The 26359-nt window shown below is 56.5% G+C and carries 27 protein-coding genes; 12 read left to right on the top strand and 15 right to left on the bottom strand.

Annotated features, from left to right (window positions below; all coding sequences use genetic code 11):
• Position 1: 1 nt before the first annotated feature.
• The 4 genes from ACJY2L_RS20005 to mntR form a co-directional block, all read right to left on the bottom strand.
• Entirely contained in the window at positions 2 to 1570 is a 1569-nt protein-coding gene (locus tag ACJY2L_RS20005) for a DHA2 family efflux MFS transporter permease subunit (protein WP_067429038.1), read from the bottom strand.
• Positions 1567 to 2733, bottom strand: coding sequence for an HlyD family secretion protein (locus ACJY2L_RS20000; protein WP_439212881.1), 1167 nt, complete (start codon positions 2731 to 2733; stop codon positions 1567 to 1569). Before ACJY2L_RS20000 ends, ACJY2L_RS20005 begins: the two co-directional genes overlap by 4 nt.
• 158 nt (positions 2734 to 2891) lie before the next feature.
• Complete coding sequence (locus ACJY2L_RS19995; protein ID WP_439212880.1) at positions 2892 to 4001, bottom strand: SLC13 family permease; 1110 nt, start codon at positions 3999 to 4001, stop codon at positions 2892 to 2894.
• 30 nt (positions 4002 to 4031) lie between these two features.
• On the bottom strand, positions 4032 to 4493 hold the full coding sequence (gene mntR / locus ACJY2L_RS19990; protein ID WP_067429031.1) for a manganese-binding transcriptional regulator MntR: 462 nt from the start codon (positions 4491 to 4493) through the stop codon (positions 4032 to 4034).
• 266 nt (positions 4494 to 4759) lie between these two features.
• Here mntR and ACJY2L_RS19985 point away from each other — a divergent pair, with 266 nt between their 5' ends.
• On the top strand, positions 4760 to 4885 hold the full coding sequence (locus ACJY2L_RS19985; protein WP_262385480.1) for a hypothetical protein: 126 nt from the start codon (positions 4760 to 4762) through the stop codon (positions 4883 to 4885).
• A gap of 206 nt (positions 4886 to 5091) precedes the next feature.
• Here the strand turns inward: ACJY2L_RS19985 and ompX are convergent, their stop codons facing one another.
• Positions 5092 to 5601 carry an outer membrane protein OmpX gene (ompX, locus tag ACJY2L_RS19980; protein ID WP_439212879.1) on the bottom strand — a complete coding sequence of 170 codons (510 nt, stop codon included), beginning with the start codon at positions 5599 to 5601 and terminating at the stop codon, positions 5092 to 5094.
• 376 nt (positions 5602 to 5977) lie between these two features.
• Between ompX and rhtA the strand changes: the two genes are divergently transcribed.
• The 6 genes from rhtA (at position 5978) to ybiO (ending at position 12547) form a co-directional block, all read left to right on the top strand.
• Positions 5978 to 6868, top strand: coding sequence for a threonine/homoserine exporter RhtA (gene rhtA / locus ACJY2L_RS19975; RefSeq protein ID WP_439212878.1), 891 nt, complete (start codon positions 5978 to 5980; stop codon positions 6866 to 6868).
• A gap of 324 nt (positions 6869 to 7192) precedes the next feature.
• Positions 7193 to 7696, top strand: coding sequence for a DNA starvation/stationary phase protection protein Dps (dps, locus tag ACJY2L_RS19970; protein ID WP_067429026.1), 504 nt, complete (start codon positions 7193 to 7195; stop codon positions 7694 to 7696).
• A gap of 261 nt (positions 7697 to 7957) precedes the next feature.
• Entirely contained in the window at positions 7958 to 8704 is a 747-nt protein-coding gene (gene glnH, locus ACJY2L_RS19965; RefSeq protein ID WP_067429016.1) for a glutamine ABC transporter substrate-binding protein GlnH, read from the top strand.
• Positions 8705 to 8789: 85 nt separating this feature from the next.
• The gene (gene glnP, locus ACJY2L_RS19960) at positions 8790 to 9449 is read left to right on the top strand and encodes a glutamine ABC transporter permease GlnP (RefSeq protein WP_067429014.1); all 660 of its coding nucleotides are present in this window, start codon (positions 8790 to 8792) and stop codon (positions 9447 to 9449) included.
• Positions 9446 to 10168 (top strand): glutamine ABC transporter ATP-binding protein GlnQ, encoded by a 723-nt coding sequence (gene glnQ, locus ACJY2L_RS19955; RefSeq protein WP_067429010.1) that lies wholly within the window; start codon positions 9446 to 9448, stop codon positions 10166 to 10168. The genes glnP and glnQ overlap by 4 nt, the downstream gene beginning before the upstream one ends.
• Positions 10169 to 10291: 123 nt before the next feature.
• On the top strand, positions 10292 to 12547 hold the full coding sequence (gene ybiO, locus ACJY2L_RS19950; RefSeq protein WP_439212877.1) for a mechanosensitive channel protein: 2256 nt from the start codon (positions 10292 to 10294) through the stop codon (positions 12545 to 12547).
• 16 nt (positions 12548 to 12563) lie between these two features.
• Here ybiO and rlmF read toward each other — a convergent pair whose 3' ends face one another.
• Positions 12564 to 13502 (bottom strand): 23S rRNA (adenine(1618)-N(6))-methyltransferase RlmF, encoded by a 939-nt coding sequence (gene rlmF / locus ACJY2L_RS19945; RefSeq protein WP_439212876.1) that lies wholly within the window; start codon positions 13500 to 13502, stop codon positions 12564 to 12566.
• Between the two features lie 121 nt (positions 13503 to 13623).
• Here rlmF and ACJY2L_RS19940 point away from each other — a divergent pair, with 121 nt between their 5' ends.
• The 3 genes from ACJY2L_RS19940 (at position 13624) to glsB (ending at position 16706) form a co-directional block, all read left to right on the top strand.
• Positions 13624 to 14256 carry a flavin reductase family protein gene (locus ACJY2L_RS19940; protein WP_439212875.1) on the top strand — a complete coding sequence of 211 codons (633 nt, stop codon included), beginning with the start codon at positions 13624 to 13626 and terminating at the stop codon, positions 14254 to 14256.
• 251 nt (positions 14257 to 14507) lie between these two features.
• The gene (locus ACJY2L_RS19935) at positions 14508 to 15668 is read left to right on the top strand and encodes a M20 aminoacylase family protein (RefSeq protein ID WP_439212874.1); all 1161 of its coding nucleotides are present in this window, start codon (positions 14508 to 14510) and stop codon (positions 15666 to 15668) included.
• 114 nt (positions 15669 to 15782) lie between these two features.
• Positions 15783 to 16706: a glutaminase B gene (gene glsB / locus ACJY2L_RS19930; protein WP_439212873.1), complete on the top strand. Its 924-nt coding sequence runs from the start codon at positions 15783 to 15785 to the stop codon at positions 16704 to 16706.
• A gap of 38 nt (positions 16707 to 16744) precedes the next feature.
• Here the strand turns inward: glsB and ybiB are convergent, their stop codons facing one another.
• From ybiB to ACJY2L_RS19910, 4 genes are all read right to left on the bottom strand, one after another.
• Positions 16745 to 17713, bottom strand: a complete 969-nt coding sequence (gene ybiB / locus ACJY2L_RS19925) for a DNA-binding protein YbiB (RefSeq protein ID WP_439213096.1) — start codon at positions 17711 to 17713, stop codon at positions 16745 to 16747.
• Positions 17714 to 17758: 45 nt separating this feature from the next.
• Positions 17759 to 19915: an ATP-dependent DNA helicase DinG gene (gene dinG / locus ACJY2L_RS19920; protein ID WP_439212872.1), complete on the bottom strand. Its 2157-nt coding sequence runs from the start codon at positions 19913 to 19915 to the stop codon at positions 17759 to 17761.
• Positions 19916 to 20003: 88 nt separating this feature from the next.
• Positions 20004 to 20534, bottom strand: coding sequence for a GNAT family N-acetyltransferase (locus ACJY2L_RS19915; RefSeq protein WP_439212871.1), 531 nt, complete (start codon positions 20532 to 20534; stop codon positions 20004 to 20006).
• A complete protein-coding gene (locus ACJY2L_RS19910) occupies positions 20531 to 21040 on the bottom strand; it encodes a helix-turn-helix domain-containing protein (protein WP_439213095.1) in 510 nt (169 codons plus the stop codon). Before ACJY2L_RS19910 ends, ACJY2L_RS19915 begins: the two co-directional genes overlap by 4 nt.
• A 193-nt stretch (positions 21041 to 21233) precedes the next feature.
• On the opposite strand from ACJY2L_RS19910, the gene ACJY2L_RS19905 reads away from it, so the two are divergent.
• Complete coding sequence (locus tag ACJY2L_RS19905) at positions 21234 to 21965, top strand: MerR family transcriptional regulator (protein ID WP_439212870.1); 732 nt, start codon at positions 21234 to 21236, stop codon at positions 21963 to 21965.
• A gap of 127 nt (positions 21966 to 22092) precedes the next feature.
• The gene (locus ACJY2L_RS19900; protein ID WP_157883850.1) at positions 22093 to 22200 is read left to right on the top strand and encodes a protein YohO; all 108 of its coding nucleotides are present in this window, start codon (positions 22093 to 22095) and stop codon (positions 22198 to 22200) included.
• Here the strand turns inward: ACJY2L_RS19900 and ACJY2L_RS19895 are convergent.
• The 5 genes from ACJY2L_RS19895 to ACJY2L_RS19875 all read right to left on the bottom strand — a co-directional run bounded on the left by ACJY2L_RS19895 (position 22181) and on the right by ACJY2L_RS19875 (position 26148).
• A complete protein-coding gene (locus tag ACJY2L_RS19895; RefSeq protein WP_439212869.1) occupies positions 22181 to 22912 on the bottom strand; it encodes an ABC transporter permease in 732 nt (243 codons plus the stop codon). The genes ACJY2L_RS19900 and ACJY2L_RS19895 overlap by 20 nt on opposite strands.
• The gene (locus tag ACJY2L_RS19890; protein ID WP_439212868.1) at positions 22912 to 23847 is read right to left on the bottom strand and encodes an ABC transporter ATP-binding protein; all 936 of its coding nucleotides are present in this window, start codon (positions 23845 to 23847) and stop codon (positions 22912 to 22914) included. The genes ACJY2L_RS19895 and ACJY2L_RS19890 overlap by 1 nt, the downstream gene beginning before the upstream one ends.
• The gene (locus tag ACJY2L_RS19885) at positions 23844 to 24998 is read right to left on the bottom strand and encodes an ABC transporter permease (protein WP_439212867.1); all 1155 of its coding nucleotides are present in this window, start codon (positions 24996 to 24998) and stop codon (positions 23844 to 23846) included. The genes ACJY2L_RS19890 and ACJY2L_RS19885 overlap by 4 nt, the downstream gene beginning before the upstream one ends.
• Positions 24999 to 25043: 45 nt before the next feature.
• On the bottom strand, positions 25044 to 25916 hold the full coding sequence (osmF, locus tag ACJY2L_RS19880) for a glycine betaine ABC transporter substrate-binding protein OsmF (protein ID WP_225701762.1): 873 nt from the start codon (positions 25914 to 25916) through the stop codon (positions 25044 to 25046).
• A gap of 88 nt (positions 25917 to 26004) precedes the next feature.
• Positions 26005 to 26148, bottom strand: coding sequence for a hypothetical protein (locus ACJY2L_RS19875; RefSeq protein WP_439212866.1), 144 nt, complete (start codon positions 26146 to 26148; stop codon positions 26005 to 26007).
• Positions 26149 to 26359: the final 211 nt, after the last annotated feature.

Raw genomic sequence — 26359 nt, 5'->3', positions numbered from 1 at the left:
GTCAGTGTGCTCCTGCACTGCCTTCGCTCTTAATCGGCGACAGCAGAAAACAAAATGGAATCATAATAAGGGCGACAATACTCAGGCCGCTAAATACGTCGATATAGGCGAGAATGCGCGACTGTACGATCATCTCCTGATAGAGCTGGCCCGTTGCCAGCGTGATCGGATCGCCCACCGCCGAGGTGAAGTCGCGAATCGACTGCGCCCAGTGCTGCACGGTGATATTGAACTGTTCGTTTAGCGGCGACATGTTATGCACCATATGCGCGCTGCGCACCTGCTCGCGTTCGGTAATCGCCGCTGTCGACAGCGAAATACCGATCGAGCCCGCCACGTTACGGAACATGGTAAACAGCGCCGAGGCGTCAGCATTTAACCGCTGCGGAATGGTGACAAAGGCGATGGTGGTCAGCGGCACAAACAGGAAGCCCAGCCCGATTGACTGCGCGCTGCGCATCAGCACCAGCGTGGCGAAATCGACATTGGGCGTTAAGGTCGCCGAATAGAGGAAAGCCAGCGTCAGGCAGGTGAAGCCAAACACGATAATCCATCGCGTCTGCACGATCGGCATCAGCTTCAGCACCAGCGGAATGGTGAGCACAATCAGCACGGCACCCGGTGACAGCACCAGTCCCGACCAGGTAGCGGTATAGCCCAGATCCTGCTGCGCCAGCTGTGGCAATACCACGGAGCTGCCATAAAGAATCATCGCCATGCCCGCCATCAGCAGACCAGCGACCCAGAAATTGCGGTCCTTCATGACCAGAATATCCACCACCGGCTTTTTGGCGTACATCAGCCAGTAAACCGCGCCCACCAGGCCGATTACCGCCAGAATCGCGAACAGCACGATAAAGCTGGAGGCGAACCAGTCCTCATCTTCACCGCGATCGAGCATCACCTGCAAACAGCCGAGCCCCAGCGTAATCAGGCTGATGCCGATGTAATCGATGGTCAGCTTGCCTTTGGCCCATTTTTTCTCCCACGGCGGATCTTCCAGCAGCTGGTAAATCGCCAGCACGGTCAGAATGCCCACCGGAATATTGATGAAAAAGACCCAGCGCCAGCTGTAGTTATCGGTGATCCAGCCGCCCAGCGTTGGGCCAAGCACCGGCGCCACGATGATCGCAATGGAGGAGAGGCCAAAAGCCTTGCCGCGATCGGCCGGTTTAAAGTAATCGAGCAGTACCGACTGCTGTACCGGCTGCAGGCCACCGCCAAAGAAGCCCTGTAGCACGCGAAACAGGATGATCTGCCACAGTTCGGTGGCGATACCACAGAGAAAAGAGCAGACGGTAAACATCACGATGCAGATCAGAAAGAACTGCTTACGGCCAAACAGTCGCGAGAAAAATGCCGAGATCGGCAGCACGATGCCGTTGGCCACCAGATAAGAGGTCAGCACCCAGGTTGATTCGTCATAGCTGGAAGAGAGTGAGCCAGCAATATGCGGCAGCGCCACGTTAACGATGGTGGTGTCGAGGATCTCCATAAACACCGCCAGCGTTACCGTCATCGCGACCAGCCACGGATTGCTGGCAGGCTGCCAGCTTTGCGACTGGCTCATTCCACCGTTACCTTCGGTTCAACGGACAGGCCAAGCGGCAGCAGATGGTTGGCATCGAGGCCTTTATCGATCACGATTTTCACCGGTACGCGCTGCACGATTTTCACGTAGTTACCGGTAGCATTTTCCGACGGGAAGGTGGAGAAGCGCGAACCGGAGCCCATCTGAATGCTGTCGACGTGCCCTTCCAGCTTCATGTCTGGCCAGGCATCCACAGTGATCGCCACTTTGTCGCCAGGATTCATGCGCTCAAGCTGCGACTCTTTAAAGTTAGCGGTGATCCAGATGTCGGTTGAGACCAGTGAGAACAGCGCACTGCCTGCCTGCACCAGCGTGCCGACCTGTACGTTACGCTTAGTGACAAAGCCATCGTATGGCGCACGCACTTCGGTATAGGAGAGATTGAGTTCGGCGGTATTGAGCTGCGCCTGCGCCTGCTCAACCTGACGCTGACGCGCCTCAACGTTGGTTTCCTGCTGACGAATCTGCAGCGCGACCTGAGAAGCCACTTCCACCTGCGCTTTCGCGCTCTGCAACTGTGCCTGCGCTGAACGCAGCTGTACGTTGGCATTATCGATATTGCGTTGCGAGGTGGCGCGGGGATCAACGCCGCGCTGACGACGATAGTCCGCCTCAGCATTAAGCAGGTTCGCCTGCGCTTTCGCCTGATCGGCCAGCGCCTGATCGCGCTGTGCCGGATACTGTACCCGTGACAACGCAAGCTGTGCCTGTGCCTGATGTAACTGCGACTGTGCCAGACCAAGCTGCGCTTTCGCCTGATCGCGCTGCGCCTGATTATCACGCGGATCGATCATCACCAGCAGATCGCCCTTCTTCACCCGCTGGTTGTCGTTAACCAGCAGCTTGACCACATAGCCGGACGCTTTGGGCGCAATGGTCACCGCATCGCCTTCGGTAAAGGCGTCGTCGGTGGTCTCTTCATTGCGGGTGGTGAACCAGAAGAAAAAGCCAACGATGATCATGACGATCACCAGCACGCCAAGAATAATCAGCGGCTTTTTGCCTGGCCGTTTGCGCGGCTGCTCCTGCTGATCATCCTGCTGTTGGTTCTCCTGCTCCTGCTCATCCTGATGGGCTTGCGCATCCGCATGCTGTTGCGCATCCTTTTTATTCACGTCGTTTTTATCAGTCATCGTATCCATCTTTGGCTGTATGCGCGAAGGGCGCGCTGGAAATTTGGCCTATTAACAGTAGGAAGTTAACTTGACAAATTCCAGTACAACTTTACAAAAGCCGCACCCGTTGCTTATTTTTTGCCGGAGAGATGACGTGCTGCGCAGAATACGCAGCACAAACGCGGTTAGTGAAGTGCCCTGAGCAGCAACCAGCCGACGGCAATGGCGATAAACAGCATCGGCACCGAGAAGAGATGGAAACGCCACCAGATCGCTTTGTCCTTTGCCATACGCAAGGCGATCAGGTTGGCCAGCGAACCCGGCAACAGGCCGAAGCCGCCAATGTTCACCGCCCACGCCAGCGAAACCGACGCAGGGACAATTTGAATCATCAAAATAGTCGCCGGCACGTTGCTGATAACCTGCGATAAACCGATAGCGGCAAAGAAATGCACCGCGTCGCTGGCGTGTGCCACCTGTTGCACCAGACCCTGTAGCTGCGGCAGGCGCATAAACAGCCAGACATCGACAAACATGACGATAAACACCGCCAGCAGGCTCCAGTCAAGCGCCAGTAAGACGCGGCGTGCACGCAGCGCAAAGCAGGCGATTACCAGCAGCAACGCCCATCCGGTAAGCTTAAGCTCCAGCGCCACCACGAACAGCAGATACAGCGCAATGCTCAACCAGAGCAGCCCTTTTTGCCACTGCGGCGTGGTCATGTTGTCGTGCCGTTCAATCGTGCGATGGGAAAAGCTGAACCACGTCAGCACCAGCAAAATCGCCACCATCGACGCCGCCAGCGGCAGCATTTGCAGCATAAATCCGACAAAGCTGGCATCGCCGCGGCCCCACAGCAGGATATTTTGCGGGTTGCCGACCGGCGTCAGCAGCGACCCAGCGTTGACTGCCAGCGCCTCAAAAATGATCAGCCTACTGACCGGCAGCGTGGAGAACTGACGCAGCGACAGCGTTAGCGGCACGAGGATAAACAAGGCGATATCGTTGGTCAGAAAGGTGGAAAGCAGTGCGGCGGCGGCAACCAGAAACAGCGCCAGCGTGCGCTGCTGATTAAAGCGCTGAATCAACCGCTGGCCCAGCAGGTCAAAGTAGCCGCTGCTTTCGATGCCTTTGGTCACCAGCAGCAGCCCGCACAGGGTAATAATGGTGTGCCAGTCTACGGCGCCGGGCAGCTCACGCCACTGAAAGCGGGCAAAGCAGCCAAGTACAATGCCAAGAACCACAAGAAGGTGCAAAAAACGATCGCGCAAAAACGGGGTAATGAGTGTTGCCACGATAGCTGGCCGCCGCTGAAGTTATGAGTCTCAGGAATGCTGGTTTTCGTAGAAGGTTTTAAAAATAGCCAGGGTCTCATCGCTGACGTGATGTTCAATGCCTTCTGCATCGCGGCGGGCGGTATCAGGACTGATCCCCAGCGCCAGCAGAAAGGTTTCCACCACGTGATGACGCGCCCGACTCTCTTCCGCCAGCGTCTCGCCTTCCTGGGTGAGGAAGACGCCACGATAAGGTACCTGTTCTACCAAACCCGCGCTACTGAGTCGTTTCAGCATTTTTGCAACAGTAGGTTGCGAAACGCCGAGACGTGCAGCCATGTCTACCTGGCGCGCTTCGCCAAATTCCCGGATAAGATCGGAGATAAGCTCAACATAATCGTCAATCAATTCGCGCCGATGCGCTTCGCGCACCTGTCGAAAACCCTCGACATGCTCCTCAATATCTTTCAATGGCCCATGGGGGGTTGCGGCGGTTTTCGCGCGACGACTCATACAGCTTCCTCTTATTATTGCGCCCGCAGAAAAAGCCCTGGCGACGCTGTTGGAGCCACATTGTAAACCATGCACAACGAAGCACAAATTTTCTGTAAATAGCCTTGGCTAAAGGGTATAGCCAGTGCTATAACTGGTTATATTGCAACCACAGCATTACTACGGTTAAGCCTGCGATACCGTTCGATCCGCTCTGCCGTTGCCTGTTGTTTGCCGCTGCCCGGTACGCCTGTTTGATGACCATGGCCGCTTATGAGGAGAGAATCATGCCTTTCACACTGCTGCTGAAATTATGGTGTCGATCGCCATTCAAGGTCAGGCTGATGCTGATTGAGATGCTGAGCGCGAAAATGGGCAAAACGCAGAAACCGCAAGACCCTCGCCATTCCTGAGCGCGTTCCTGTTATCCCCTTCCCTGCCCGCGCAATTTTTTCACGGCCGTTGCTGGTTCATATCAGAACCCTGCATAACGATCGTAAAGATGCCTCTGCCTGCGCAGAAAAAGAAATTAAGGGTGGCAATCGATCTGTTAGGGCGGTAAAAAAGAAAACGGCCCACAACAGGGGCCGTTTATCATTCTTAAGCTGAAAGCTCAGAATTAGAAGCTGTAACCAACGCCAGCGATCCAGGTGCCAACATCAACGTTACGGATACGGCTCTGCTCGTAACCAACGTCAAGTGCCACGTTTTCGATTGGGTTGAACTGCATACCTGCGCCATAGGAGAAACCGTAGTCGCTGGTATCAGATTTTTCGCGGTCTGCGCCAGTTTCCTGGTATTTACCGTAGCCAACACCCACAACACCGTAGATGCTTGCCCAGTCATTCAGACGGAAAGCAGGACCACCAGTCACACCGTAGTACTGACCTTTGTTGTAGAAACCGTCTACATCATGGTCTTTTTCGGTATAGGTGAAAGAACCGATCCAACCCAGTGGATCGCTGCCGTTTTCGTAGCGATACTTCAGGTTGAAGCCGTTAGCTTTGTTAGCAACGCCCTGGTAATCGCTCTGTGCGTAGCCACCGGTAACGGTGCTTTGAGCCATTGCTGAACCCGCTGATACAGCCAGTACACAAGCCAGTGCAGAAAGACATGCAATTTTTTTCATAACCACCTCAAATGTGAAAGTACTTCATCTCCTGACAACGCTAAAAATATAACAAAACTTAGCGAGAAACTCTGCCTTCAAATTGTTGTCCAAGAGAATGTTTGCTGTAACAGGAAGTTAATGACGTTTCATAGGTCATTCTTTTTTCTTATTTTTCCCTTCATATGCGTGCAACAATTCTCAAAAATAAAAATTCGTTCATTAAGAAAATTCCTAATTAAATCTGACATAACTTTACGCTCATGGCCCTGAATCGCTCATTTTTTGAGCATAAAAGTTACAGGATATTTTTGATGGCGCACTTTTTTACCGCCCCGTTGCGTTACACTGGCAACTGAAAACCGCACTGAAAACAGTAAAAGGACTTTCTTCCATTATGTTACCTGCATCTCGCTCTGCTTCGCACTGGCTACCGATTGCCGCCTTGCTGATTGCCATGATCTCTATTCAGGGTGGTGCCGCGCTGGCGAAATCCATTTTTCCTCAGGTAGGCGCTACCGGCATCACCGCCATTCGGCTTGGTATTGGCACACTGATCCTCTGCGTTATTTTCAAACCCTGGCGCATGCGCATCAGTCGTCACACTCTGCCGCCGTTGATTATCTATGGCATTGCGCTTGGCGCGATGAATACGCTGTTTTATCTCGCCATCCGCACCGTACCGCTGGGCATTGCGGTGGGTCTGGAATTTATCGGCCCGCTGACGCTGGCGCTGGCCGGTTCACGTCGTCCGCTCGATTTCGTCTGGGTGCTGCTGGCGCTGGTAGGCTTATGGTATCTGCTGCCTTTTGGCGAGGGTCTCAGCGAGATCGATCCGCTGGGTGCGGCGCTGGCTATTGCGGCCGGTGCCTGTTGGGCGATTTACATTGTGTCAGGTCAGCGCGCCGGTAGCGGCCACGGTCCGGCCACCGTGGCGATGGGCTCGGTGATTGCCTCAGTGATTTTTGTGCCGATCGGCCTGGCGTTTGCCGAAAGCGGTTTATGGAGCCTCTCGGTTTTACCTGTTGCCATTGCCATCGCCATTCTGTGCAGCGCCCTGCCCTATTCGCTGGAAATGGTGGCGTTAACCCGCCTGCCGGCGCGGCTGTTTGGCACGCTAATGAGCATCGAACCGGCCATGGCGGCGATTTCGGGCATGCTTTTTTTGGGTGAACTATTGACCCCGGTTCAGTGGCTGGCGCTGTTAGCTATCGTGGTGGCCTCTGCCGGATCGACGCTCACGCTGCGTCCAACAAAAACAGAGCTAAACCAGGTAAAAATTGAATAATTCCTGTTTCGCTTTAGCGTTATCACTTATTTATCGCCTGTCGCAAAATTGTCATTAAATAAGCGCGTTAGTGCAGGCATTCTGATTTTGTTAATATTTGTAATTAAGTCAGGTGAGCAGCAGCGCGGATAGACTTATCGGAGCGAGAGAAGATAAATGCTTATTTTTCAGCAAACTAGTTAAAAAACTGCGCCAGAGCAATGAAACTTTGCGACAGAGCAACCTATTATGCCGATAGACAGGAACTTTCCGGCAGGATGCCAAAGCGCTGCTATACTTATCTTCGTGCTTAATTAGGACAACCAACATTAGAGGATATTAATGATGAGTACCGCAAAACTGGTAAAAAATACGTCGTCCGATTTGATCTACACCCGTAATGATGTGGCCGATCAGGATAAGAAAGCCACCATTGAGGTGCTCAATCGTATCGTCGTTGAATTCATTGATCTCTCGCTGATTACCAAGCAGGCGCACTGGAACATGCGCGGCTCTAACTTTATCGGTGTGCATGAGATGCTTGACGGCTTCCGTACCGCGATTACCGATCATCAGGACACCATTGCTGAGCGTGTTGTACAGCTTGGCGGCACCGCACTGGGTACCAGCCAAGTGGTCAACGACAGAACGCCACTGCAGAGCTATCCGCTGAATATTCACAGCGTGCAGGACCATCTGAAAGCGCTGGCCGATCGTTACGCCATCGTTGCTAACGATACCCGCAAAGCGATTAATGAAGTAGAAGATGAAGATACCGCTGATATCTTCACCGCGGCTTCTCGCGATCTGGACAAGTTCCTGTGGTTCATTGAATCCAACATCGAATAAGACATTGCTTTACGCAAACTATCGGGCGCCAGTGGCGCCCTTTTTTGTGCCTGTCATTTAGCCTGTTGCCATGCACCAAAACAGACCAGTCGCACTTTACTGGTGACCATTATTGGTGCATTCTCAGAACAATCTGACCAGTTCCGTCAGATTATTCCGTTAACCCAATGAAATTGATGCCTTTCTTAAACCTGGCATAACTTTTTCATATGGCTGCAAGCCCATTCGGGCGGTTCGCCCCGAAGGTAATAAGGAAAAATGATGAAGTCACTGTTTAAAGCTACTGTTGCTGCCGCCGCGCTGGCCTTCGCCCTCTCTGCTACCGCAGCGGAAAAGAAACTGGTTGTCGCTACCGATACCGCCTTTGTGCCCTTTGAATTTAAACAGGGTAACAGCTACGTCGGTTTTGATATCGATCTCTGGGATGCTATCGCGAAGCAGCTGAAACTCAGCTATGAGCTGAAGCCGATGGATTTCAGCGGCATTATTCCTGCGCTGCAAACCCGCAACGTCGATGTTGCTTTAGCCGGTATCACCATTACTGACGATCGTAAAAAGGCGATCGACTTCTCTGATGGCTATTACAAAAGTGGCCTGACGGTGATGGTACGCAATAACGAAGAGAAAATTCACAGCATCAACGATCTCAACGACAAAGTTGTCGCCGTTAAAAGCGGCACCGGTTCCGTTGATTATGCGAAAAAGAACATTAAATCCAAAGATCTGCGTCAGTTCCCGAATATTGACAGCGCCTACATGGAGCTGGGCACCAACCGTGCTGACGCCGTGCTGCACGATACGCCAAACATCCTTTACTTCATCCATACCGCAGGCAAAGGCCGCTTTAAGGCCGTCGGTGATTCAATCGAGGCGCAGCAATATGGCATCGCCCTGCCAAAAGGCAGCGACGATCTGCGTAACAAGATCAACGGCGCGCTGAAAACGCTGCGCGACAACGGCACCTATAACACCATCTATAAAAAATGGTTCGGTACTGAACCTAAGTAAGTTTGCCGTTTGGCATCTTTAACGACGAGGGCCGCATCGTGCCCTCGCGTTTTTTCACAATTCAAACGGTTTTGGAGTAAACACCATGGAGTTTGACTGGAGCGTCGTCTGGCCAGCGTTACCGCTGCTGATCGAAGGCGCCAAAATGACCCTGCTAATTTCCGTGCTGGGGTTGATTGGCGGCGTGATTATCGGTCTGATCGCCGGTTTTGCCCGCGCTTACGGCGGCTGGCTGAGCCGTAATATTGCGCTGGTTTTTATCGAACTGATTCGCGGCACGCCGATTGTGGTGCAGGTGATGTTTATCTACTTTGCCCTGCCGATGGCGATTCCCGATCTGCGTATCGATCCCTTCTCGGCGGCGGTGGTCACCATTATGATCAACTCCGGCGCCTACATTGCGGAAATTACCCGCGGTGCCGTGCTGTCGATTAACAACGGTTTCCGTGAAGCGGGCCTTGCGCTGGGCCTTTCCCGTCGTGAAACGCTGCGCTATGTCATTATGCCGCTGGCGCTGCGCCGTATGCTGCCGCCGTTAGGCAACCAGTGGATCGTCAGCATCAAGGATACCTCGCTGTTTATCGTGATTGGCGTGGCCGAACTGACGCGTCAGGGACAGGAAATTATCGCGGGTAACTTTCGCGCGCTGGAAATCTGGAGTGCGGTTGCCATCATCTATCTGGTTATTACGCTGGTGCTGAGCTTCGTGCTGCGTCGTATTGAAAAGAGGATGAAAATCCTGTGATTGAATTTAAAAACGTCTCAAAACATTTTGGCCAGACTCAGGTGCTGCACAACATCGATCTGAAAATTAATCAGGGCGAAGTGGTGGTGATTATCGGCCCGTCCGGCTCTGGCAAATCAACCCTGCTGCGCTGCATCAATAAGCTGGAAGAGATCACCAGTGGCGATCTGATTGTGGATGGCATGAAGGTTAACGATCCGCACGTTGATGAGCGCCTGATTCGTCAGGAAGCGGGCATGGTGTTTCAGCAGTTTCATCTCTTTCCGCAGATGAGCGCGCTGGATAACGTCGCCTTTGGCCCGATTCGCGTGCGTGGCGCGAAGAAAGCAGAGGCGCACCAGCTGGCCAAAACCCTGCTCGGCAAGGTCGGCCTTGCGGAACGCGCGCACCATTTTCCGTCTGAGCTTTCCGGCGGTCAGCAACAGCGCGTGGCCATTGCCCGTGCGCTGGCGGTGAAGCCGAAGATGATGTTATTTGATGAGCCAACTTCTGCGCTCGATCCTGAACTGCGCCACGAAGTGCTCAAGGTGATGCAGGATCTGGCTGAAGAAGGCATGACCATGGTGATTGTGACGCATGAGGTTGGCTTTGCGCAAAAAGTGGCGAGCCGCCTGATCTTTATCGATAAAGGCCGCATCGCTGAAGATGGCGATCCCGACAGCCTGATCAATAACCCGCCCAGCGACCGCCTGCGCGACTTCCTGCAACACGTTTCCTGATCCTCGCTCTGCGGACGGTGGCTTTGTGCCACCGCCCTTTCCTTTATCTTTCAGAATGGTGCAACACCCCTTGCGTCTATACTTCTCCACTGGCGTCATCAGACGCTGCCAGAGGAGAAAGGTATGTCGTCTTGTTTCCCACCGCTGTCTGCCGTTCGGTGGTTGCTGTTGGTTGTTCTGCTTAGCTGCGGTTTCGCCACGCAGGCGGTCTCCCTGCCCGCAGCGGCAGTGGGTGCGCAGCAGCAGCAAAAATCGGCCAGCAGCGAATCGACGCCCTCTGAAGAAGATAAAAAAGCGGGCTATGCCGCGCTGGCAGAGATTCTGGAAAATGACAGCGCTCGCCAGCAGTTGGTAAAGCAGCTGCGTGACGCGGGCAGTCAAAAGTCAGAAAGCAGCACCACGCCGGTGATTGTGCCACCGGAACCGGAAGAGAAAACCGTGCTGCAATCGTTGACCGAACTGACGCGCCAGTATGGCGGCGCCTTTGCCAGCCAGTTTGTTCGATTGCATAACAATATCGTCTCTGCGCCGCATAAGAGCTTTAACAAGAAAACCTTTTTCAACGCGCTAAACCATTTTCTGATGCTGGCGGCGGCGCTGTTTGCCATTTACTGGCTGATGCGCTGGTGCGTGTCGCCGCTGTTTCGCCGTATGGGCCGCTGGGGAAGACGCAATAACCATCAGCGCACCAACTGGCTGCATCTGCCCGTGACTATTCTCGGCGCATTTTTTATCGACCTTGCCCTGCTGGCCGCCGCGTTGTTTATCGGCCAGATCCTCAGCGACAACCTGAACGGCGGCAACCGCACCATCGCCTATCAGCAAGGGCTTTTTCTCAACGCCTTTGCCCTGATTGAATTCTTCAAGACGATTCTGCGGCTGATTTTCTGTCCGCATTATCCCGATCTGCGTTTTTTCCACATCCGCAATCCCAGCGCCTTTTACTGGAACACCCGTCTGAGCTGGCTGAGCGGCGTGATTGGCTACGGGCTGCTGGTCATCGTGCCTATCGTCACCAATCAGGTGAACGTGCAGACCGGCGCGCTGGTTAACGTGGTCATCATGGGATCCATCACCGTCTGGGCGCTGTGGCTGATCATCACCAACAAACGTGACGTGCAGCTGGCTCTGCTGCAACTGGCTGACCGCACCTTAAGCTTTTTCGCTATTTTCATTCGCGCTTTTGCGGTGATCTGGCACTGGCTGGCGGGCGCCTATTTTATCGCGCTGTTCTTCTTCTCGATGTTTAATCCCGGCAACAGCCTGAAATTTATGATGTCGGCAACGGTGCAGAGTCTGGCGATTATTGGCTTCGGCGCCCTGCTTTCCGGCATGCTGACCCGCTGGATCGCCAAGACCATTATCCTTTCACCCGATCTGCGCCGTAACTACCCGCAGCTGCAGCAGCGGGTCAATAGCTGGATTCACGCCTCGTTGAAAGCAGCGCGCATTCTGACGGTGTTTGCGGTCATGTTGCTGCTGCTCAACGCCTGGCATCTGTTCAATCTCTGGGAATGGTTAACGGTTGGCGGGGGTGAAAAGTTGGTGGACGTGATCATTCGCGTGGCGATGATTCTGTTCTTCTCGGCGGTGGGCTGGACGCTGCTCGCCAGCCTGATTGAAAGCCGTCTCGCGTCGGATTCGCACGGTCGGCCAATGCCGAGCGCGCGCACCCGCACGCTGTTAACGCTGTTTCGCAACGCGCTGGCGGTGGTAATCAGCACCATTACCATTATGATTTTGCTGTCGGAGATTGGCGTGAATATTGCGCCGCTGTTGGCGGGTGCCGGGGCGCTGGGTCTGGCGGTCTCTTTCGGTTCGCAAACGCTGGTTAAGGATATTATTACCGGCATTTTTATCCAGTTTGAAAACGGCATGAACACCGGCGATCTGGTCACCATCGGCGCCATTACCGGCACGGTGGAACGCATGTCGATCCGCTCGGTCGGTGTGCGGCAAGATACCGGCGCCTATCACATCATTCCGTGGTCATCGATCACCACCTTCGCCAACTTTGTGCGCGGTATCGGTTCGTTTGTCGCCAACTATGATGTCGATCGCAGCGAAGAGAGCGATCGTGTCAACGCCACCTTGCAGGCTGCGGTGAAGGCGCTGATGGAAAATGAGGAGATTCGCGGCATGGTGATTGGTGAGCCGAATTTTGCCGGTCTGGTGGGATTAACCAACCAGGCGTTTACCGTGCGCGTGTCGTTTACCACACAGCCGCTCAAGCAGTGGACGGTGCGTTTTGCGCTTGATGAGCAGGTGAAGAAGCATTTTGACGCCGCGGGCATCAAGCCGCCGCATCAAACCGTTGAGGTCATGCAGACCGGCACCGATGTTGCCGGTGCCGCTGCTGCGCTGCCTCCGCCGGCATAAACGCGGCGGCGGTCGATCAGGCCGTGGGTTTGGTCAGGCGTTTGGCGCGCGTGCCCTTATCCATAAAGCTCCAGGCGATAAAGCGGCTCTGCTTCTGGCCCTGCGCCATATTGATAATCCGCACCTCGGCGACATCCAGATCGCGCAGTTGGTCGCGCAGCGCGGGCAAATGCTCTTTACGTGAAACCAGCGAGGTAAACCAGATGCACTGACGGGCAAAATCGACGCTCTCGGTAATCATCTGCGCGATAAATGCCTGCTCACCACCTTCGCACCACAGCTCATGCTGCTGACCGCCAAAGTTAAGCGGCGCGCTGCTTTTCTGGCCGAGATTGCGCTGTTTACGCGAACTGCCTTCCTGTGCCGCTTCGGCTGACGCGTGGAACGGCGGATTGCAGATCGTGGCGTGATAAAACTCATTCTTCTGGATCACGCCGTTCAGGATGGCGTTATCCAGCTTCTGCCGACGCAGACGGATGCTGCGCTGCAAACCAGGATTAGCCGCCACGATAGCGTTAGCCGCACGTAATGCGGGCTCGCTGACTTCGGTGCCGGTGAAGCGCCAGCCATATTCCGCCTGGCCAATCAGCGGATAGATGCAGTTGGCGCCGCAGCCGATATCCAGCAGGTTGCAGTGCGTCGGCACGCTGTTGGCGTGATCTTCTGCCAGCAGATCGGCAAGATGATGCAGGTAATCGGCACGTCCCGGCACCGGCGGACAGAGAAAGCCGTCGGGAAGGGTCCAGTGCGCGACGCCATAAAAGTGGTGCAGCAACGCCTGATTCAGCGCCTTCACCGCCTCGGGATCGGCAAAATCGATCGAGGTATCGCCCCAGGTGTTAACGGCGATTTTCTCGCCCAATGGCGGATGGGTGGCAACCAGCGCGCTGAAATCGTAGCGCTGGCGATGGCGGTTGCGCGGGTGTAATCCGCTCTTTTCTGCTGTGTTTTTCATCGGCTTCCCTTGGCTGGAGGCGCGTAAGATACCCGTATTGGAAAAAAGCGTAAACAATTGGCGGCTATTTTCCTGTGAGAATCGGTCTACTATAAACATAACTATTTGAAAAGAGGTGCTTATGTCACATCAACGCTATTCCTATCAGCCACGCGTCGGTCACGGCCTGCCGCACGATCCGCTGAACGCCATCGTCGGGCCGCGTCCTATCGGCTGGATCAGCTCCACCAGCAGTAGCGGCGCGCGTAACCTGGCACCTTACAGCTTTTTTAACTGCTTCAATTATCAGCCACCCATCATCGGTTTTGCCAGCACCGGCTGGAAAGACAGCGTGCGCAATATCACCGAAACCAACGCTTTTGTCTGGAATCTGGCGACGCGTCCGCTGGCCGAGGCGATGAACGAGAGTTCAGCGTCGATTGCTCACGATGAAGATGAGTTTGCGTTGGCAGGACTGACGCCGCTGCCCGCTTCGCAGATCGATGTCAGCATGGTTGCGGAAAGCCCGGTTAACTTTGAATGTCGACTGACGCAATGCATTCAGTTAACGGATATGAACGGTGAGCAGGTTCCGACCTGGCTTATCCTTGGCGAAGTGGTCGCGGTGCACATCGCCACCTCCTTGCTGGAAGAGGGCATTTATCAGACGGCTAAGGCGCAGCCGATCCTGCGCGCCGGTGGGCCGAGCGCCTATTACGGTATCAGCGAAGATCAGCGTTTCGATCTGGTGCGCCCGGATGCCCGCAAACCCTGAGCCGGTTGCACAGTAATTCTGAATAACAAAATGAAATGCTTTGAATTTCGTTATATGCCGTTAGCGCTATACTGTTTGTCGGGTGCGGAACCTTGCGCCTTACCTTCATGCTGTGTCTCGAATCAGCCGAAAGCGTGCTTTCGGCTTTTTTGCGTCCCGGCTCCCGCTTTTGTCGTGGACGACCAGCAGCAAAACCCTCTACAGTTAAGCCAGCCTGTTGCGGTTATCGCAGTCACTTTATGAGGATTTCCATGTCTGTTCCTGACACCCTGATCAAGGAAGCCACCGCCTGGCGTCATCAGCTTCACGCCTGGCCTGAACTGGGCTACAACGAGCAGCGCACCGCCGATCTGGTGGCGCAGCAGCTGACTGCTTTGGGATTACAGGTACATCGTGGCCTGGGCGGTACCGGCGTGATCGGTACGCTGGAAAACGGCTCCGGCCCGGTGATCGGATTGCGTGCTGATATGGACGCCCTGCCCATTACCGAACTCGGCACCTCAGCCTGGCAGTCGCAGCAACCGGGCGTCATGCACGCCTGCGGTCACGACGGCCATACCGCTGTTTTACTGGCCGCCGCTACGCTACTGGCCCAAACCCGGCGGTTTAGCGGCACGGTGCACTTTATTTTTCAGCCCGCCGAAGAGAATCTCGGTGGTGCACGTCGCATGGTCGAAGAAGGCCTGTTTACGTTGTTCCCGATGGATGCCATCTATGCGATGCACAACTGGCCCGGCCTGCCCGCTGGCGATCTGGCAGTAAACAGCGGCGCGATGATGGCCTCGCTGGATGCTTTTGCCATTACGCTGACCGGCACCAGCTGTCACGCGGCGATGCCAGAAAGCGGCGCCGATCCGGTGGTGGCCGCCGCCGAGCTGGTGCTGGCGTTGCAGACTATCCCGGCGCGGCGCCTGTCGCCGCTGGCGTCGGCGGTGGTCAGCATTACCCAAATCAACGGCGGTGAAGCGATCAACGTCATTCCGGAGCGCGTACAGCTGCGTGGCACGGTGCGCTGTTTACAGGCGGATGTGCGTCAAAAGGTGCGTGGGCTGATTGAAGATTTTGTCAACAATCTGCCGCAGCCGTTTGGCGTGACTGGCGAGATCGCATGGCTACCGGGCTATCCGGTTACCCACAATCATGCGGTGCAGGCTGAGCAAGTGCGCGATGTGGCGCTGAGCACGCTGGGTGCCGATCGCGTCCACTGGCAGGTCAATCCGTCGATGGCGTCAGAAGATTTCGCCTGCATGCTGCAGCACTGTCCAGGCGCCTATTTCTGGCTCGGTGCCGATGGCGCCACACCGTCGCGTCCACTGCACAACGCTTTCTATGATTTCAACGACCAGCTTATCGGCGACGGCATCGCCTTTTGGCAGCAGCTGGTTGAGCAGCTATTGCCGGTCAGTCGCTGATTAAAAACCGGACGGTCAACCGACCGTCCTCAAGCTTTAGCCATAAGTTCGTTGACCCCTCTGCTATTCCTCGCCATCATCCTGCGCATTCATTTGTCACTTTGGAAAACGGTTGTGGCCAGCCTCAGCAATCAGTTACTGCAGCAAATTCTTGATGATGTGCGTCCACTCATTGCGCAGGGGCGCGTCGCCGATTACATCCCGGCACTGTCGACGGTAGCGCCGGATTATCTTGGCATCGCGGTTTGCACGCTGGACGGTCAGCTCTGGCAGGCAGGCGATGCGGATGAACGTTTCTCCATTCAGTCGATCTCCAAAGTGCTGTCGCTGGCGCTGGCACAGACGCGCTATCAGGAGAGTGAAATCTGGCAGCGGGTGGGCAAAGATCCCTCGGGCCAGCCGTTTAATTCGCTGGTTCAGCTGGAGCTGGAAAAAGGCAAGCCGCGCAATCCGTTTATTAATGCGGGCGCGCTGGTGGTCTGTGACATGCTGGAAACTCGACTTACCGCCCCGCGTCAGCGCATGCTGGAAGTGGTGCGTTCACTGGCGCAGCAGCCGGATATTCAGTATGACCGCCAGGTGGCACGCTCGGAATTTGAGCATTCAGCGCGTAACGCGGCGATTGCCTGGCTGATGAAGGCGTTTGGTAACTTTGATAACGATGTCGCCACCGTGCTGCAAACCTATTTTCACTACTGTTCGCTGTCGATGAGCTGCACTGAGCTGGCACGCTGCTTCGCCTTTCTGGCGAATCAGGGACGCGATCTCAGTGGCGAGCTGGCAATTATCACGCCGCGGCAAACCAAACATATCAACGCGCTGATGATGACCAGCGGCATGTATGACGGCGCTGGCGAATTTGCCTGGCGCGTCGGCCTGCCGGCGAAATCAGGCGTCGGCGGCGGCATTGTCGCGATCGTACCGGGCGAGATGAGCATTGCGGTCTGGTCGCCCGCGCTGGATACCTCGGGCAATTCGCTGGCGGGCGTGGCGGCGCTGGAAATGCTGGCGGAGAAGCTTAACCGCTCGCTGTTTTAATCTTCCGCCAGGTTGCGCGCTGAGCCACGCGATCAGGCTTAAAAACCGGCTACCGTCAACTGCTCCAGCGCGCCATCCAGCGTATTGCTGCGGCCGGTAGCAACGAAGCAGCAGGCAATTTGCAGGCGCAGCGATTGCGGTAACGGACGACGTTGCGCCAGCACATCGTCAATCCATGCTGCGGTCACCGCCGCCGCTTTACTTTCCGGCAGCACTTCCGCGCACTCTGCCTGACGGGTAATTAACTGTTCAGCTTCTGCGCCGCTGCCGCGGATCAGGTTAATCGCCGGACAGCGCAGTGGGCTGGCATAGACCTCGCCTTCGGTGCCGTTCAGCAATAATCCCAGACCGCCAATCTCACTGAAAAACGTCGCCACGCGCGGCACATATTCCGGATGCGACACGCTGGCAATCCGCAGCGCTGCCATCTCATCAAACGGCGTCGCCAGTTTGGCCAGCGTGTGTGCGCTGTTACGCACGCCCATGCGCCAGCGCAGCGCCAGCTGTTTTGCCATCGCCGGGGCAAAGGTTTCTACCGTCATAAACAGCAGCTCGCCGCGATCCAGCGTGGCCTGCGCGCTGGCCGCATCGGTTACTGGCTTAACGCCCAGCTCAGCAAACACCGCCTCGCTGGTGACGCGCGTGATATCGTCGCTGACGCCATGCACCACCACCGGAAAGCCCAGTCGGGAGAGCAGCATCGCCAGCAGCGGCGTAAGATTGCCCTGACGGCGCGCACCGTTGTAGCTGGGAATGACGATCGGCATCGGCTGACCGGCTGGCGGCGTCAGACGTAGCACGCGCTCCTGCATCGCCTGATAAAATCCGCGCATCTCCTCTTCGCCTTCGCCTTTAATACGCAGCGCGATCAGGATAGTGCCCAGCTCCAGCGCAGGCACCTTGTCATCGAGCATCGCGCGATAAAGCGTCAGCGCGGTCTCCTGATCCATATCGCGCGCATGGTTTTTACCGCGCCCGATCTCTTTAATGATTTTGTTATATTCCATCATCTCTGCTCCTGCCTGAAAGGCGGCATCGCCGCCAGCATGACGTTAACTTTTTGCCCGTTTACGTTTAACCGGCTTCTTTTTAATGGCGGTGACGGCGGCCGCAGCGGCCACTTCCGGCTGCTCAATGGGGAAGACCGGCAGCGCGGCCAATAGCCGTGAACCGTAAGCTTTCGCCAGCAAACGACGATCGTAGATCACAACTTCGCCGGTACAGCCATGGCTGCGGATCAGCCTGCCAACCTGTTGAATCAGGGTAAAAGAGGCGCTCGGCAAACTCTGCACTTCAAACGGATAACGGCGCAGGCTTTTCAGCCACTCACCTTCGGTCAAAATTACCGGACTGTCCACCGGTGGAAAAGCGATTTTATGAATATGCACCTGCGTCAGCAGTTCACCCTTGAGATCCAGCCCTTCGGCGAACGATTGCAGCCCAACCAGAATGCTGGTTTTGCCTTCGCGCACCCGCTTACGGTGCAGCTCTACCAGCCGCGATCGCGGTTGATCGCCCTGCGCCAGAATGATCAGCCGCAGCGAACTGACGTGGGTCAGAAATTGCTGCATGGCGCGGTTGCTGGCGAACAGCACCAGCACACCTTTGTGCTGATTATCGGCGATCTGGCTATGGAAAAAGCGTGCCATCTCGGCGATGTGGTTCGCTTCGTTAGCCAGCGTCGGTTCATGCTGCATCTGTGGGATAATCAGCTTGCCCTGTTCACAGTGGTTAAACGGCGAGTCGAGCGCGACAAAGCGGTCGTCCGCTTTCTCACTGAGGCCAGACATCTCCTGCAGGCGGGTAAAGCTGTTCAGCGATCGCAGCGTGGCGGAGGTCACTACCACGTGCGGCACTTTGCGCCACAGCAGCTTTTCCAGCTGATCGCTGACGCGAATGCCCGCGCAGTGCATGATCAAATGCGGATTGCCTTCGCGCAGTTCACGCGTCAGCCATTTTGATACCGGCGCGTTAGAGGCTTTTTCCATTGCCGCCAGTCGCCATAGCTTGCTCACCGACTCAAACCAGCCCAGCGTGCGGTTCATCTGAATCATGGTGCGGTGCAGGCGCACCACGTCAAACTGACCGGTTTTATCGCTGAGATCGTTGAGCAGGCCTTCCGCCAGCCCGCGCAGCGCATCCATCAGCTTGAACAGCCGGGCGCAGAGCGACAGCAGCTCTTCGGGCAGCTCGCCCATTTCAAAGCGATATTCCCCTTCCTGCTGGCCCGCGGGCAGCAGCGGCAGCAGGTGCTGTGACAGCTCGTTGAGCAGCTCGCGCACGCTTTCGCAGTGGCCTTTCAGGCGCTCAACGTTGCTCAGTGGTGGCGGGGATTTTGGGCGAAACTGCGCCATTACCTGCTCCACCAGCCGCACAAACAGATCGAGCTGCAGGCTGGTCCAGCCGGGGGTAATTTCGGCGCTCATCTCCAGCGCATCGCGCGCCACTTCCGGCAGATGATGACCTTCATCAAGCACCAGCAACAGATTTTTGGCCGGCGGCAGCACCGATTCCGTCTCCAGCGCGGCCATCACCAGCGCATGGTTAGCCACCACCACATCTGCCTGTTCGATCTCACGCCGCGCCACGAAATAGGGACATTCGCGGTACCACTGGCAGTGATGCCCGAGGCAGTTGGTTTTATCGGTGCTCAGGCGTTGCCACAGACCGTTATCGATAGCATCGTCCGCGTGATCGCGCAGGCCATCCCACTGATGGCGGTTCAGCGATTTTTCCAGTTTGGTACAGAGCGCCCGCTCATCTTTACTGGCGGTCATGTTGTCGTCGAGGAACAGCAGCAGATCGCCCTGCTGCTCACTGTCGGTGGCGAGTGCCGAGAGATTACGCGGGCAGACGTAGCGACCCCGGCCAAAGGCGGCGGTAAAATTCAAATCAGGGATGATTTTCTTCAGCAATGGCAGATCTTTGCTGAAGATCTGATCCTGCAGCGCCACGTTGGCGGTGCTGATCACCAGCAGCTTCTCTTCGGCGCGACTGACGGCGATGCCCGGAATAAGATAGGAGAGCGTTTTGCCGACGCCGGTTGGCGCTTCAATCGCCAGATGGCGCCCGCCGTCGCCCGCCAGCGTTTTTGCCACTTCAGCAATCATCTGGCGCTGCGGCGCACGGGGTATGAAATCGGGAACCTGCTGCTGGAGCGCTTTATACCACTGACCGATTTCTGCTTTGAGCGCCGGAGTTAACGCCATAATCACCACTAACTAAAAAAATGTGGCCTGTATTTTTACACAGTATGCAGAATGAGTCAGCCGCAATATCCGCTTTATCGAGCGCGCTTCAGGAAATCACCGACGCGGCGGTTTTGTACATTAGCGTGGTCGCGTCAAAGGCGCCCAGCGTTGATTGCGCATAGCCTGGGATTTCGCCGGCAATCTGCCAGCCAAGTGAAAGATAGAGTGCGGTGGCCGGATCGCCGCTGCGCGTGTCCAGCACCAGCAGCGACAGCGATTTTTCCCACGCCGCCTGTTCCGCCCGCTGCATCAGTTCACGCGCAATGCCCTGCCGCCGCGCCTGTGGGTGCACCATCAGCTTGGCGACTTCAGCACGGTGGCGGCCATTGGGCATCATGCCCTGGGCCAGCGTAACGGTGCCCACTACCTTGCCTTCATGGCACGCCAGCCAGATGCGCCGTTCGCCACGCTCAAGGCTTTCCAGCGCGCCGAGCCAGAAACGGACGATGGCGTCGCCATCACTGGCGTCAATAAAACCAATGCTGGCACCGTCCGCCACGCAGGCGATGGTGAGCCGACAGATATCTCCAAACTGCTGTTTCGCCTCATCGGCATGAATTTCGGCATACTCGATCATGATTTGCATATCACCAGAAGGTAGTGCGCGTCCTGTGCGGATGGCGCGTGAAAAGAAGAAGATCCCGTTAAATGAAAACGCAGGCAATCCCCGGCGTGCAGATGCCACTGCTGTTCTGACAGGCGAATGACCAGCTCTCCGGAAAGCAGCCAGATATGCTGCTCCATGCCGGTCACCGGCGGCGCATGATAGTCAATTAGCGCGCCGGCGCGCAGCTCGCCCTCAATCAATTCCGCCTGAAAATCGCTGGCGGGTGGTGAGACATTGCGACGAATAAATCCGCTCTCGGCATCCTGCCACAGCGGCTGCTGTTCACGCGGCAGCCAGAGCGGCGCACGCGATTCCACCTCGCTGAGCAGACGCGACATCGTCATGCCATAGGCGACACAGAGCCGGTTCAGCAGCGATGCAGTTGGGCTGGTTTCAGCACGCTCAATCCGCGACAACGTGGCGCGGCTAATACCGGTGATGGACGCCAGGTTTTCCAGCGACCAACCTTGCGCCATGCGCAGTTCCGTCAGGCGTGCAGCCAGCGGGCGATCCAGTCTATCCACCGTTAATTCTCACTTTTGGAATATTTTCCCGTTTATGAGATTTACGCTGTAATCCGCATTCGGTCAAGTTGTACAGTTAAAAAAGGATTGTACAACTTGCCTGGCTCCGCTAAGGTTACTGGATAGCAAGAGACGACGAGGAATTATGGCTATCTATAGCATCGGTGATGTGGCTGAACGTTGCGGGATCAACCCGGTAACGTTACGCGCGTGGCAGCGCCGTTATGGTCTTTTAAAGCCCCAACGCACAGAGGGCGGCCATCGTCAGTTTGATGACGAAGATGTGCAGCGCATTGAAGAGATCAAACGCTGGATGGAAAGCGGCGTGCCGGTGGGCAAAGTACGGGCGCTGCTGGATGGCGAAAATGTGCGGGTACACGACGGCTGGACCACGTTGCAGGAAGAGTTAATGAGCGTGCTGCGCCATGCCAGACCTTCAAAACTGCGCGCCAAAGTCGCGACGATTGGTCGCGAAAATCCGGTTGATGCGTTGATCGACCACGTTTATATGCCGGTGCGTCAGCGGCTTGGTCTTGATCAAAACACCGCACGCACCATGTGCAGTCTGCTCGATGGCGTGCTGATCGATTATGTTGCGTTCTGCCTGACTGGCGTGCGCAAGAAAGCGGGCAAAGACGCGTTGTTAATTGGCTGGGGCGCAGAAGATCGTACGCGCATCTGGTTAGAAGCCTGGCGGCTGTCGCAGAGCGGCTGGCGGATTGACGTGCTGGCAGAACCGCTTGACATACTGCGTCCGGAACTTTTTCCTGGCCAACAACTGTTTGTCTGGACTGAAAAAAAGTTAACGCGACGTCAGCTTGAACAGCTTGAGCAGTGGCAACAACTCGGTTTTTCCATCACTCCTCACGGCAACTAAGCCTGCACGCCAGCGGCGGGCTTTTCTTCTTCTGATACTTCGCAATAAAAATGCACGGTTTTTTATTTGGGCGCGACGCGACTAACGCGCTATCATTTGCGCTCTTCCGCAACAAGCAGGTTTACTCATGAATGTGCAAAAAATTGCCGTGATTTGTCTTTTCGCGCTGATGGCGCTCGGCGGCACCGGCGGCTTAATGCTGGTCGGCTACACCCTTATTCTGCATTCACGCTAACAGCACGCTGCAGGCGTTCAAATAGCCGGTCAGTGACGATCGCCAGCAATGCCACCAGCAGCGCGCCCTGAATCACATACGCCGTATTAAAACCGCTCAGGCCAATAATCACCGGCGTACCCAACGTACTGGCGCCTACCGTTGAGGCGATAGCCGCGGTGCCAATATTCACAATCACCGACGTACGGATCCCCGCCAGAATCACTGGCGCTGCCAGCGGCAGCTCAACCTGAATAAGAATCTGCCACGGGCTCATGCCGACGCCGCGCGCAATCTCGCGGCTGGCGGCGGGTACGCCATCGATGCCCGCCAGCGTGCTTTGCAGAATCGGCAATAATCCATAGAGCAGCAGCGCGACAATCGCAGGCTGCGCGCCAAATCCCATCACCGGCACGGCAACCGCCAGCACCGCCACCGGCGGAAAAGTCTGTCCTGCCGCGACCACCGTTTCTACCAGCGAACGAAATTCCGCGCCCCGCTTACGCGTGACCAACACGCCAATGCCAACGCCAATCGCCACCGCACACAGGCTGGATATCGCCACCAGTACCATGTGGGATAATGCCAGCTGCACAAAACTTTCCTGCTGATAGAGGGGCCGTTCCAGCGCGGGAAAAAGTCGTGCAAACAGTGGCCCACTCAGCGGCATCAGCAGCAACAGCGCCACGAACAGCGCAATCAGCCAGAGTAACGGATCGCGGAGCAGGCGCATCAGTTCAGCTCCCGCTGGCGCAGCAGATCGCTGAAGTGCAGCACGCCCAATGGCTTCTGCTGCTTATCCACCACCGGCAGTTTATCCACTCGTCTGGCAATAAACTGCGATAACGCCTCACGCAGGTTCATACTTTCATCGATCGTCTCGCCGGGCAGAAACTCACCACGCCGCGCCGCCGCGCCCGCATGGCCCAGCGACAGCAATCTTACGCCAAGCTCGCTGCGGCCAAAAAAATCGCGCACAAACTCACTGGCGGGCTGCGTTAGCAAGGTGACCGGCTTGCCCTGCTGCACGATGCGTCCTCCGTCCATCAGCACAATTTTATCCGCCAGCAGCAGCGCTTCATCAATATCGTGGGTGACCAGCACGATGGTGCGGCCTGAAAGCTGATGAATGCGCATGATTTCCTGCTGCAACGCCGCGCGGGTAACCGGGTCGAGCGCGCCAAACGGTTCGTCCATTAACAGCAGTTCCGGATCGGCGGCCAGCGCTCGCGCCACGCCGACCCGCTGCTGTTGGCCACCCGAGAGCTGATGGGGATAGCGGCTGGCAAAGCTGGCATCCAGATTGAGCAGCGCCAGCAGCTCCTCCACGCGTGCGCGAATCTGCTGCCGTGGCCAGTTCAGCAGCGCGGGCACGGTGGCAATATTGCGCGCCACCGTCCAGTGTGGAAACAGGCCAATAGACTGAATGGCATAGCCCATGCGCCGCCGCAGCTGCTGTGCGTCAATCTGCCTGATCTCTTCACCGGCAAAGGTAATGGTGCCGGCATCGTGCTCAATCAGCCGGTTGATCATCTTCAGCGTGGTGGATTTCCCGGAGCCTGAGGTGCCAATCAGCACTGTAAACTCCCCTTTATTCAGGGTGAAAGTGAGATCGGATACCGCGGCTTTACCGGCGAACGATTTGCTGACCTGATTAAATGCGATCATCCGTTTCTGACCTCCAGTAACGAAATAAGGAATTTGAACAGCGCATCGGCGATCACCGCCAGCGCAATCACCGGCATGACGCCGAGCAGCACCAGCTCCAGCGCGCTGCTCAGCAAACCCTGAAAGATGATCGCGCCAAAGCCACCGGCACCGATCAGCGCGGCGATCACCGCCATGCCAATGGTTTGCACGGCAACCACTCGCAGGCCGGTGAGCAGCACCGGCAACGCCAGCGGCAGCTCGACCTGCCAGAAAATCTGCCGGGTCGACATGCCCATGCCGCGCGCGGTTTCCCGCACGCTGGCGGGCACCTGCTGCAAGCCAGTGACGACGCTGCGCACCAGCGGCAACAGCGCGTAAAGCACCAATGCGATCAGCGCGGGTGCCAGGCCAATGCCGCTGATGCCCAGCCAGGGCACGGCTTTTGCCAGTGCTGCCAGCGGTGCGATCAGCAGGCCGAACAGCGCCACCGACGGCACCGTCTGAATAATGTTCAGCAGCGAGAAGGCGGGCCCCTGCAGCGGCGCGCGGCGGAACAGCATCACGCCGATGGGCACGCCGATCAGCAAAGCGGGTAGCAGTGTGGCGATCAACAGAAGTAAATGATGGGCCAGCGCCTGATCAAACACATCATGACGATTTACATACTCTTTCATCAGCGCCAGCTCACTGAGCTGTCCGCTGGCGATCAGGACGATCACCGGCAGCCAGAGTTGTGCATTAAGCAGCAGTCGCCACAGCGGATGACGCGTGAGATGGCTAATGGCGTCGGCGGCCAGCAGGATGCTTAACGCCAGGCTCAGCCACAGCCCGCTGGCAAAGCTGGTTCGCGCCAGCGCACTGCCCTGCGTCGCCAGCTGGGTGGCTTCACGGCCGCTCCAGTAGAGCAACGCAAACAGCAGCGCTTCCCCGAGCAGCAGCGTCAGCAGCAGCGTGGCTTTTTGACGCGGCAACCCTGCCAGCAGCAGCAACAGTGGAACAATCGGCAGCCACAGCAGATCGACGAAAGAAAGGTGCTCTGCCAGCCACAGCGGCTGGCCAGACACCAGTCGGTTTGGCGCATAGTTGAGAACAGGCAGCAGCATCGCACCCGCTAACAGCACGACCAGCAGCAGCAGAACACGATTTTGAGGAGCAAAGCGCAAAGGCATGGTTTCCCTGTTACGGGCAGCAACGCCGCCCGTCTGCGATAGCGATCAGAGCAGTTTTTTCTGCTGCAGATAGTCAGCGGCGACCTGTTTGGCATCCTGGCCTTCCACCGCAATTTTCGCATTCAGCGACTGTAAGGTTTTTTCATCCAGCGAGGCAAAAACCGGCTTCAGCCACTCGGCAATCTGCGGGTGCTGCTTTAAGGTTGCCTCGCGGATCACTGGGGTTGGCGCATAGATCGGCTGCACGCCTTTGGGATCGCTGAGCGTCTGTAATCCCAGTGCAGCCACCGGGCCATCGGTGCCGTAAGCCATGGCGCCGTTTACACCGGAGGTTTGCTGCGCGGCCGCCTTCAGCGTTACCGCTGTGTCGCCACCGGCCAGCGAAAGTAGCTGACTCTGTTCCAGCTTGAAGCCGTAGGCTTTTTCAAACGCTGGCAGCGCATCAGATCGTTCAATAAACTCGGCCGATGCTGCCAGCTTGAATTTGCCGCCTTTTTTCAGCCAGGCGCTGAGATCGTCCAGCGAACTTAGCTTGTTCTGCTGGGCCACATCGCCGCGCACGGCAATGGTCCAGGTGTTGTTAGCGGGCGCAGGCGTCAGCCAGACCAAATGATTTTTCTGCGCGTCGAGCTGTTTGACCTTTTGATAGCCCGCCTCGGCATTGCGCCACGCCGCATCCTTCTCATCACTAAAGAAAAATGCGCCGTTGCCGGTGTATTCAGGATAGATATCCAGTTCGCCTGCGGTAATGGCCGCCCGCACCACCTGCGTATTGCCTAACTGAATTTTATTCACCGTCTCGACGCCATGCTTTTCCAACACCTGCAAAATGATGTTACCCAGCAGAGAGCCTTCGGTATCGATTTTCGAACCGACGCGCACCGCATCGGCCGCCTGCGCGGTGGCACTCAACGCCATACAGGCGGCCAGCGCCAGCACCGTCCGGCGAAAAGGAGTCAGGGTCATGGTTGATATCCTTCAGTAAAATGGTTTTTTTCGGATGAGATTAAGCGTAGCCGATTTTTTGGTCTTCCAGACAGGGGGCGGATTTCGCGATGCCCGATCGCGGGCGGCTTTTAAGGTCAAATGTGACTTCGTTCTGCCTTGCAGGCTGGCTTTTAGGGTCAATGTCTTTAAGGTCAACAGCCATTTCGTTCTGCCTGAAGGCAGACCGAGCAGGGGCGGCATGCGCCCCGCCCCTGCACCCCGGCTATCCGGCAAACACAACCGCCCGCTGCGCGGGTGCCCTCAGCAAAACCCTTTTCCTGACGGACCGGACGCGATTCGCTCCCAGCTCAACGCGCCCTCTCGCCGCATCCCTGCGGCTCGCCCTGGAAAACGCTTTCGCCTCGGCGTTTGTG

The organism is Duffyella sp. Ts4 (assembly GCF_051851875.1).
Lineage (GTDB): Bacteria > Pseudomonadota > Gammaproteobacteria > Enterobacterales > Enterobacteriaceae > Duffyella > Duffyella gerundensis.
Note: the sequence above shows the minus strand (reverse complement) of the source record. Positions and strands in the feature narration are given on the sequence as shown.

Coding starts and splice junctions, on each gene's coding strand:
- ACJY2L_RS20005 (WP_067429038.1), bottom strand. CDS start 1,570: ATGAGCCAGTCGCAAAGCTGGCAGCCTGCCAGCAATCCGTGGCTGGTC.
- ACJY2L_RS20000 (WP_439212881.1), bottom strand. CDS start 2,733: ATGGATACGATGACTGATAAAAACGACGTGAATAAAAAGGATGCGCAA.
- mntR (WP_067429031.1), bottom strand. CDS start 4,493: ATGAGTCGTCGCGCGAAAACCGCCGCAACCCCCCATGGGCCATTGAAA.
- ACJY2L_RS19985 (WP_262385480.1), top strand. CDS start 4,760: ATGCCTTTCACACTGCTGCTGAAATTATGGTGTCGATCGCCATTCAAG.
- ompX (WP_439212879.1), bottom strand. CDS start 5,601: ATGAAAAAAATTGCATGTCTTTCTGCACTGGCTTGTGTACTGGCTGTA.
- rhtA (WP_439212878.1), top strand. CDS start 5,978: ATGTTACCTGCATCTCGCTCTGCTTCGCACTGGCTACCGATTGCCGCC.
- dps (WP_067429026.1), top strand. CDS start 7,193: ATGAGTACCGCAAAACTGGTAAAAAATACGTCGTCCGATTTGATCTAC.
- glnH (WP_067429016.1), top strand. CDS start 7,958: ATGAAGTCACTGTTTAAAGCTACTGTTGCTGCCGCCGCGCTGGCCTTC.
- glnP (WP_067429014.1), top strand. CDS start 8,790: ATGGAGTTTGACTGGAGCGTCGTCTGGCCAGCGTTACCGCTGCTGATC.
- ybiO (WP_439212877.1), top strand. CDS start 10,292: ATGTCGTCTTGTTTCCCACCGCTGTCTGCCGTTCGGTGGTTGCTGTTG.
- rlmF (WP_439212876.1), bottom strand. CDS start 13,502: ATGAAAAACACAGCAGAAAAGAGCGGATTACACCCGCGCAACCGCCAT.
- ACJY2L_RS19940 (WP_439212875.1), top strand. CDS start 13,624: ATGTCACATCAACGCTATTCCTATCAGCCACGCGTCGGTCACGGCCTG.
- ACJY2L_RS19935 (WP_439212874.1), top strand. CDS start 14,508: ATGTCTGTTCCTGACACCCTGATCAAGGAAGCCACCGCCTGGCGTCAT.
- ybiB (WP_439213096.1), bottom strand. CDS start 17,713: ATGGAATATAACAAAATCATTAAAGAGATCGGGCGCGGTAAAAACCAT.
- dinG (WP_439212872.1), bottom strand. CDS start 19,915: ATGGCGTTAACTCCGGCGCTCAAAGCAGAAATCGGTCAGTGGTATAAA.
- ACJY2L_RS19915 (WP_439212871.1), bottom strand. CDS start 20,534: ATGATCGAGTATGCCGAAATTCATGCCGATGAGGCGAAACAGCAGTTT.
- ACJY2L_RS19910 (WP_439213095.1), bottom strand. CDS start 21,040: ATGGCGCAAGGTTGGTCGCTGGAAAACCTGGCGTCCATCACCGGTATT.
- ACJY2L_RS19905 (WP_439212870.1), top strand. CDS start 21,234: ATGGCTATCTATAGCATCGGTGATGTGGCTGAACGTTGCGGGATCAAC.
- ACJY2L_RS19900 (WP_157883850.1), top strand. CDS start 22,093: ATGAATGTGCAAAAAATTGCCGTGATTTGTCTTTTCGCGCTGATGGCG.
- ACJY2L_RS19895 (WP_439212869.1), bottom strand. CDS start 22,912: ATGCGCCTGCTCCGCGATCCGTTACTCTGGCTGATTGCGCTGTTCGTG.
- ACJY2L_RS19890 (WP_439212868.1), bottom strand. CDS start 23,847: ATGATCGCATTTAATCAGGTCAGCAAATCGTTCGCCGGTAAAGCCGCG.
- ACJY2L_RS19885 (WP_439212867.1), bottom strand. CDS start 24,998: ATGCCTTTGCGCTTTGCTCCTCAAAATCGTGTTCTGCTGCTGCTGGTC.
- osmF (WP_225701762.1), bottom strand. CDS start 25,916: ATGGCGTTGAGTGCCACCGCGCAGGCGGCCGATGCGGTGCGCGTCGGT.
- ACJY2L_RS19875 (WP_439212866.1), bottom strand. CDS start 26,148: ATGGCTGTTGACCTTAAAGACATTGACCCTAAAAGCCAGCCTGCAAGG.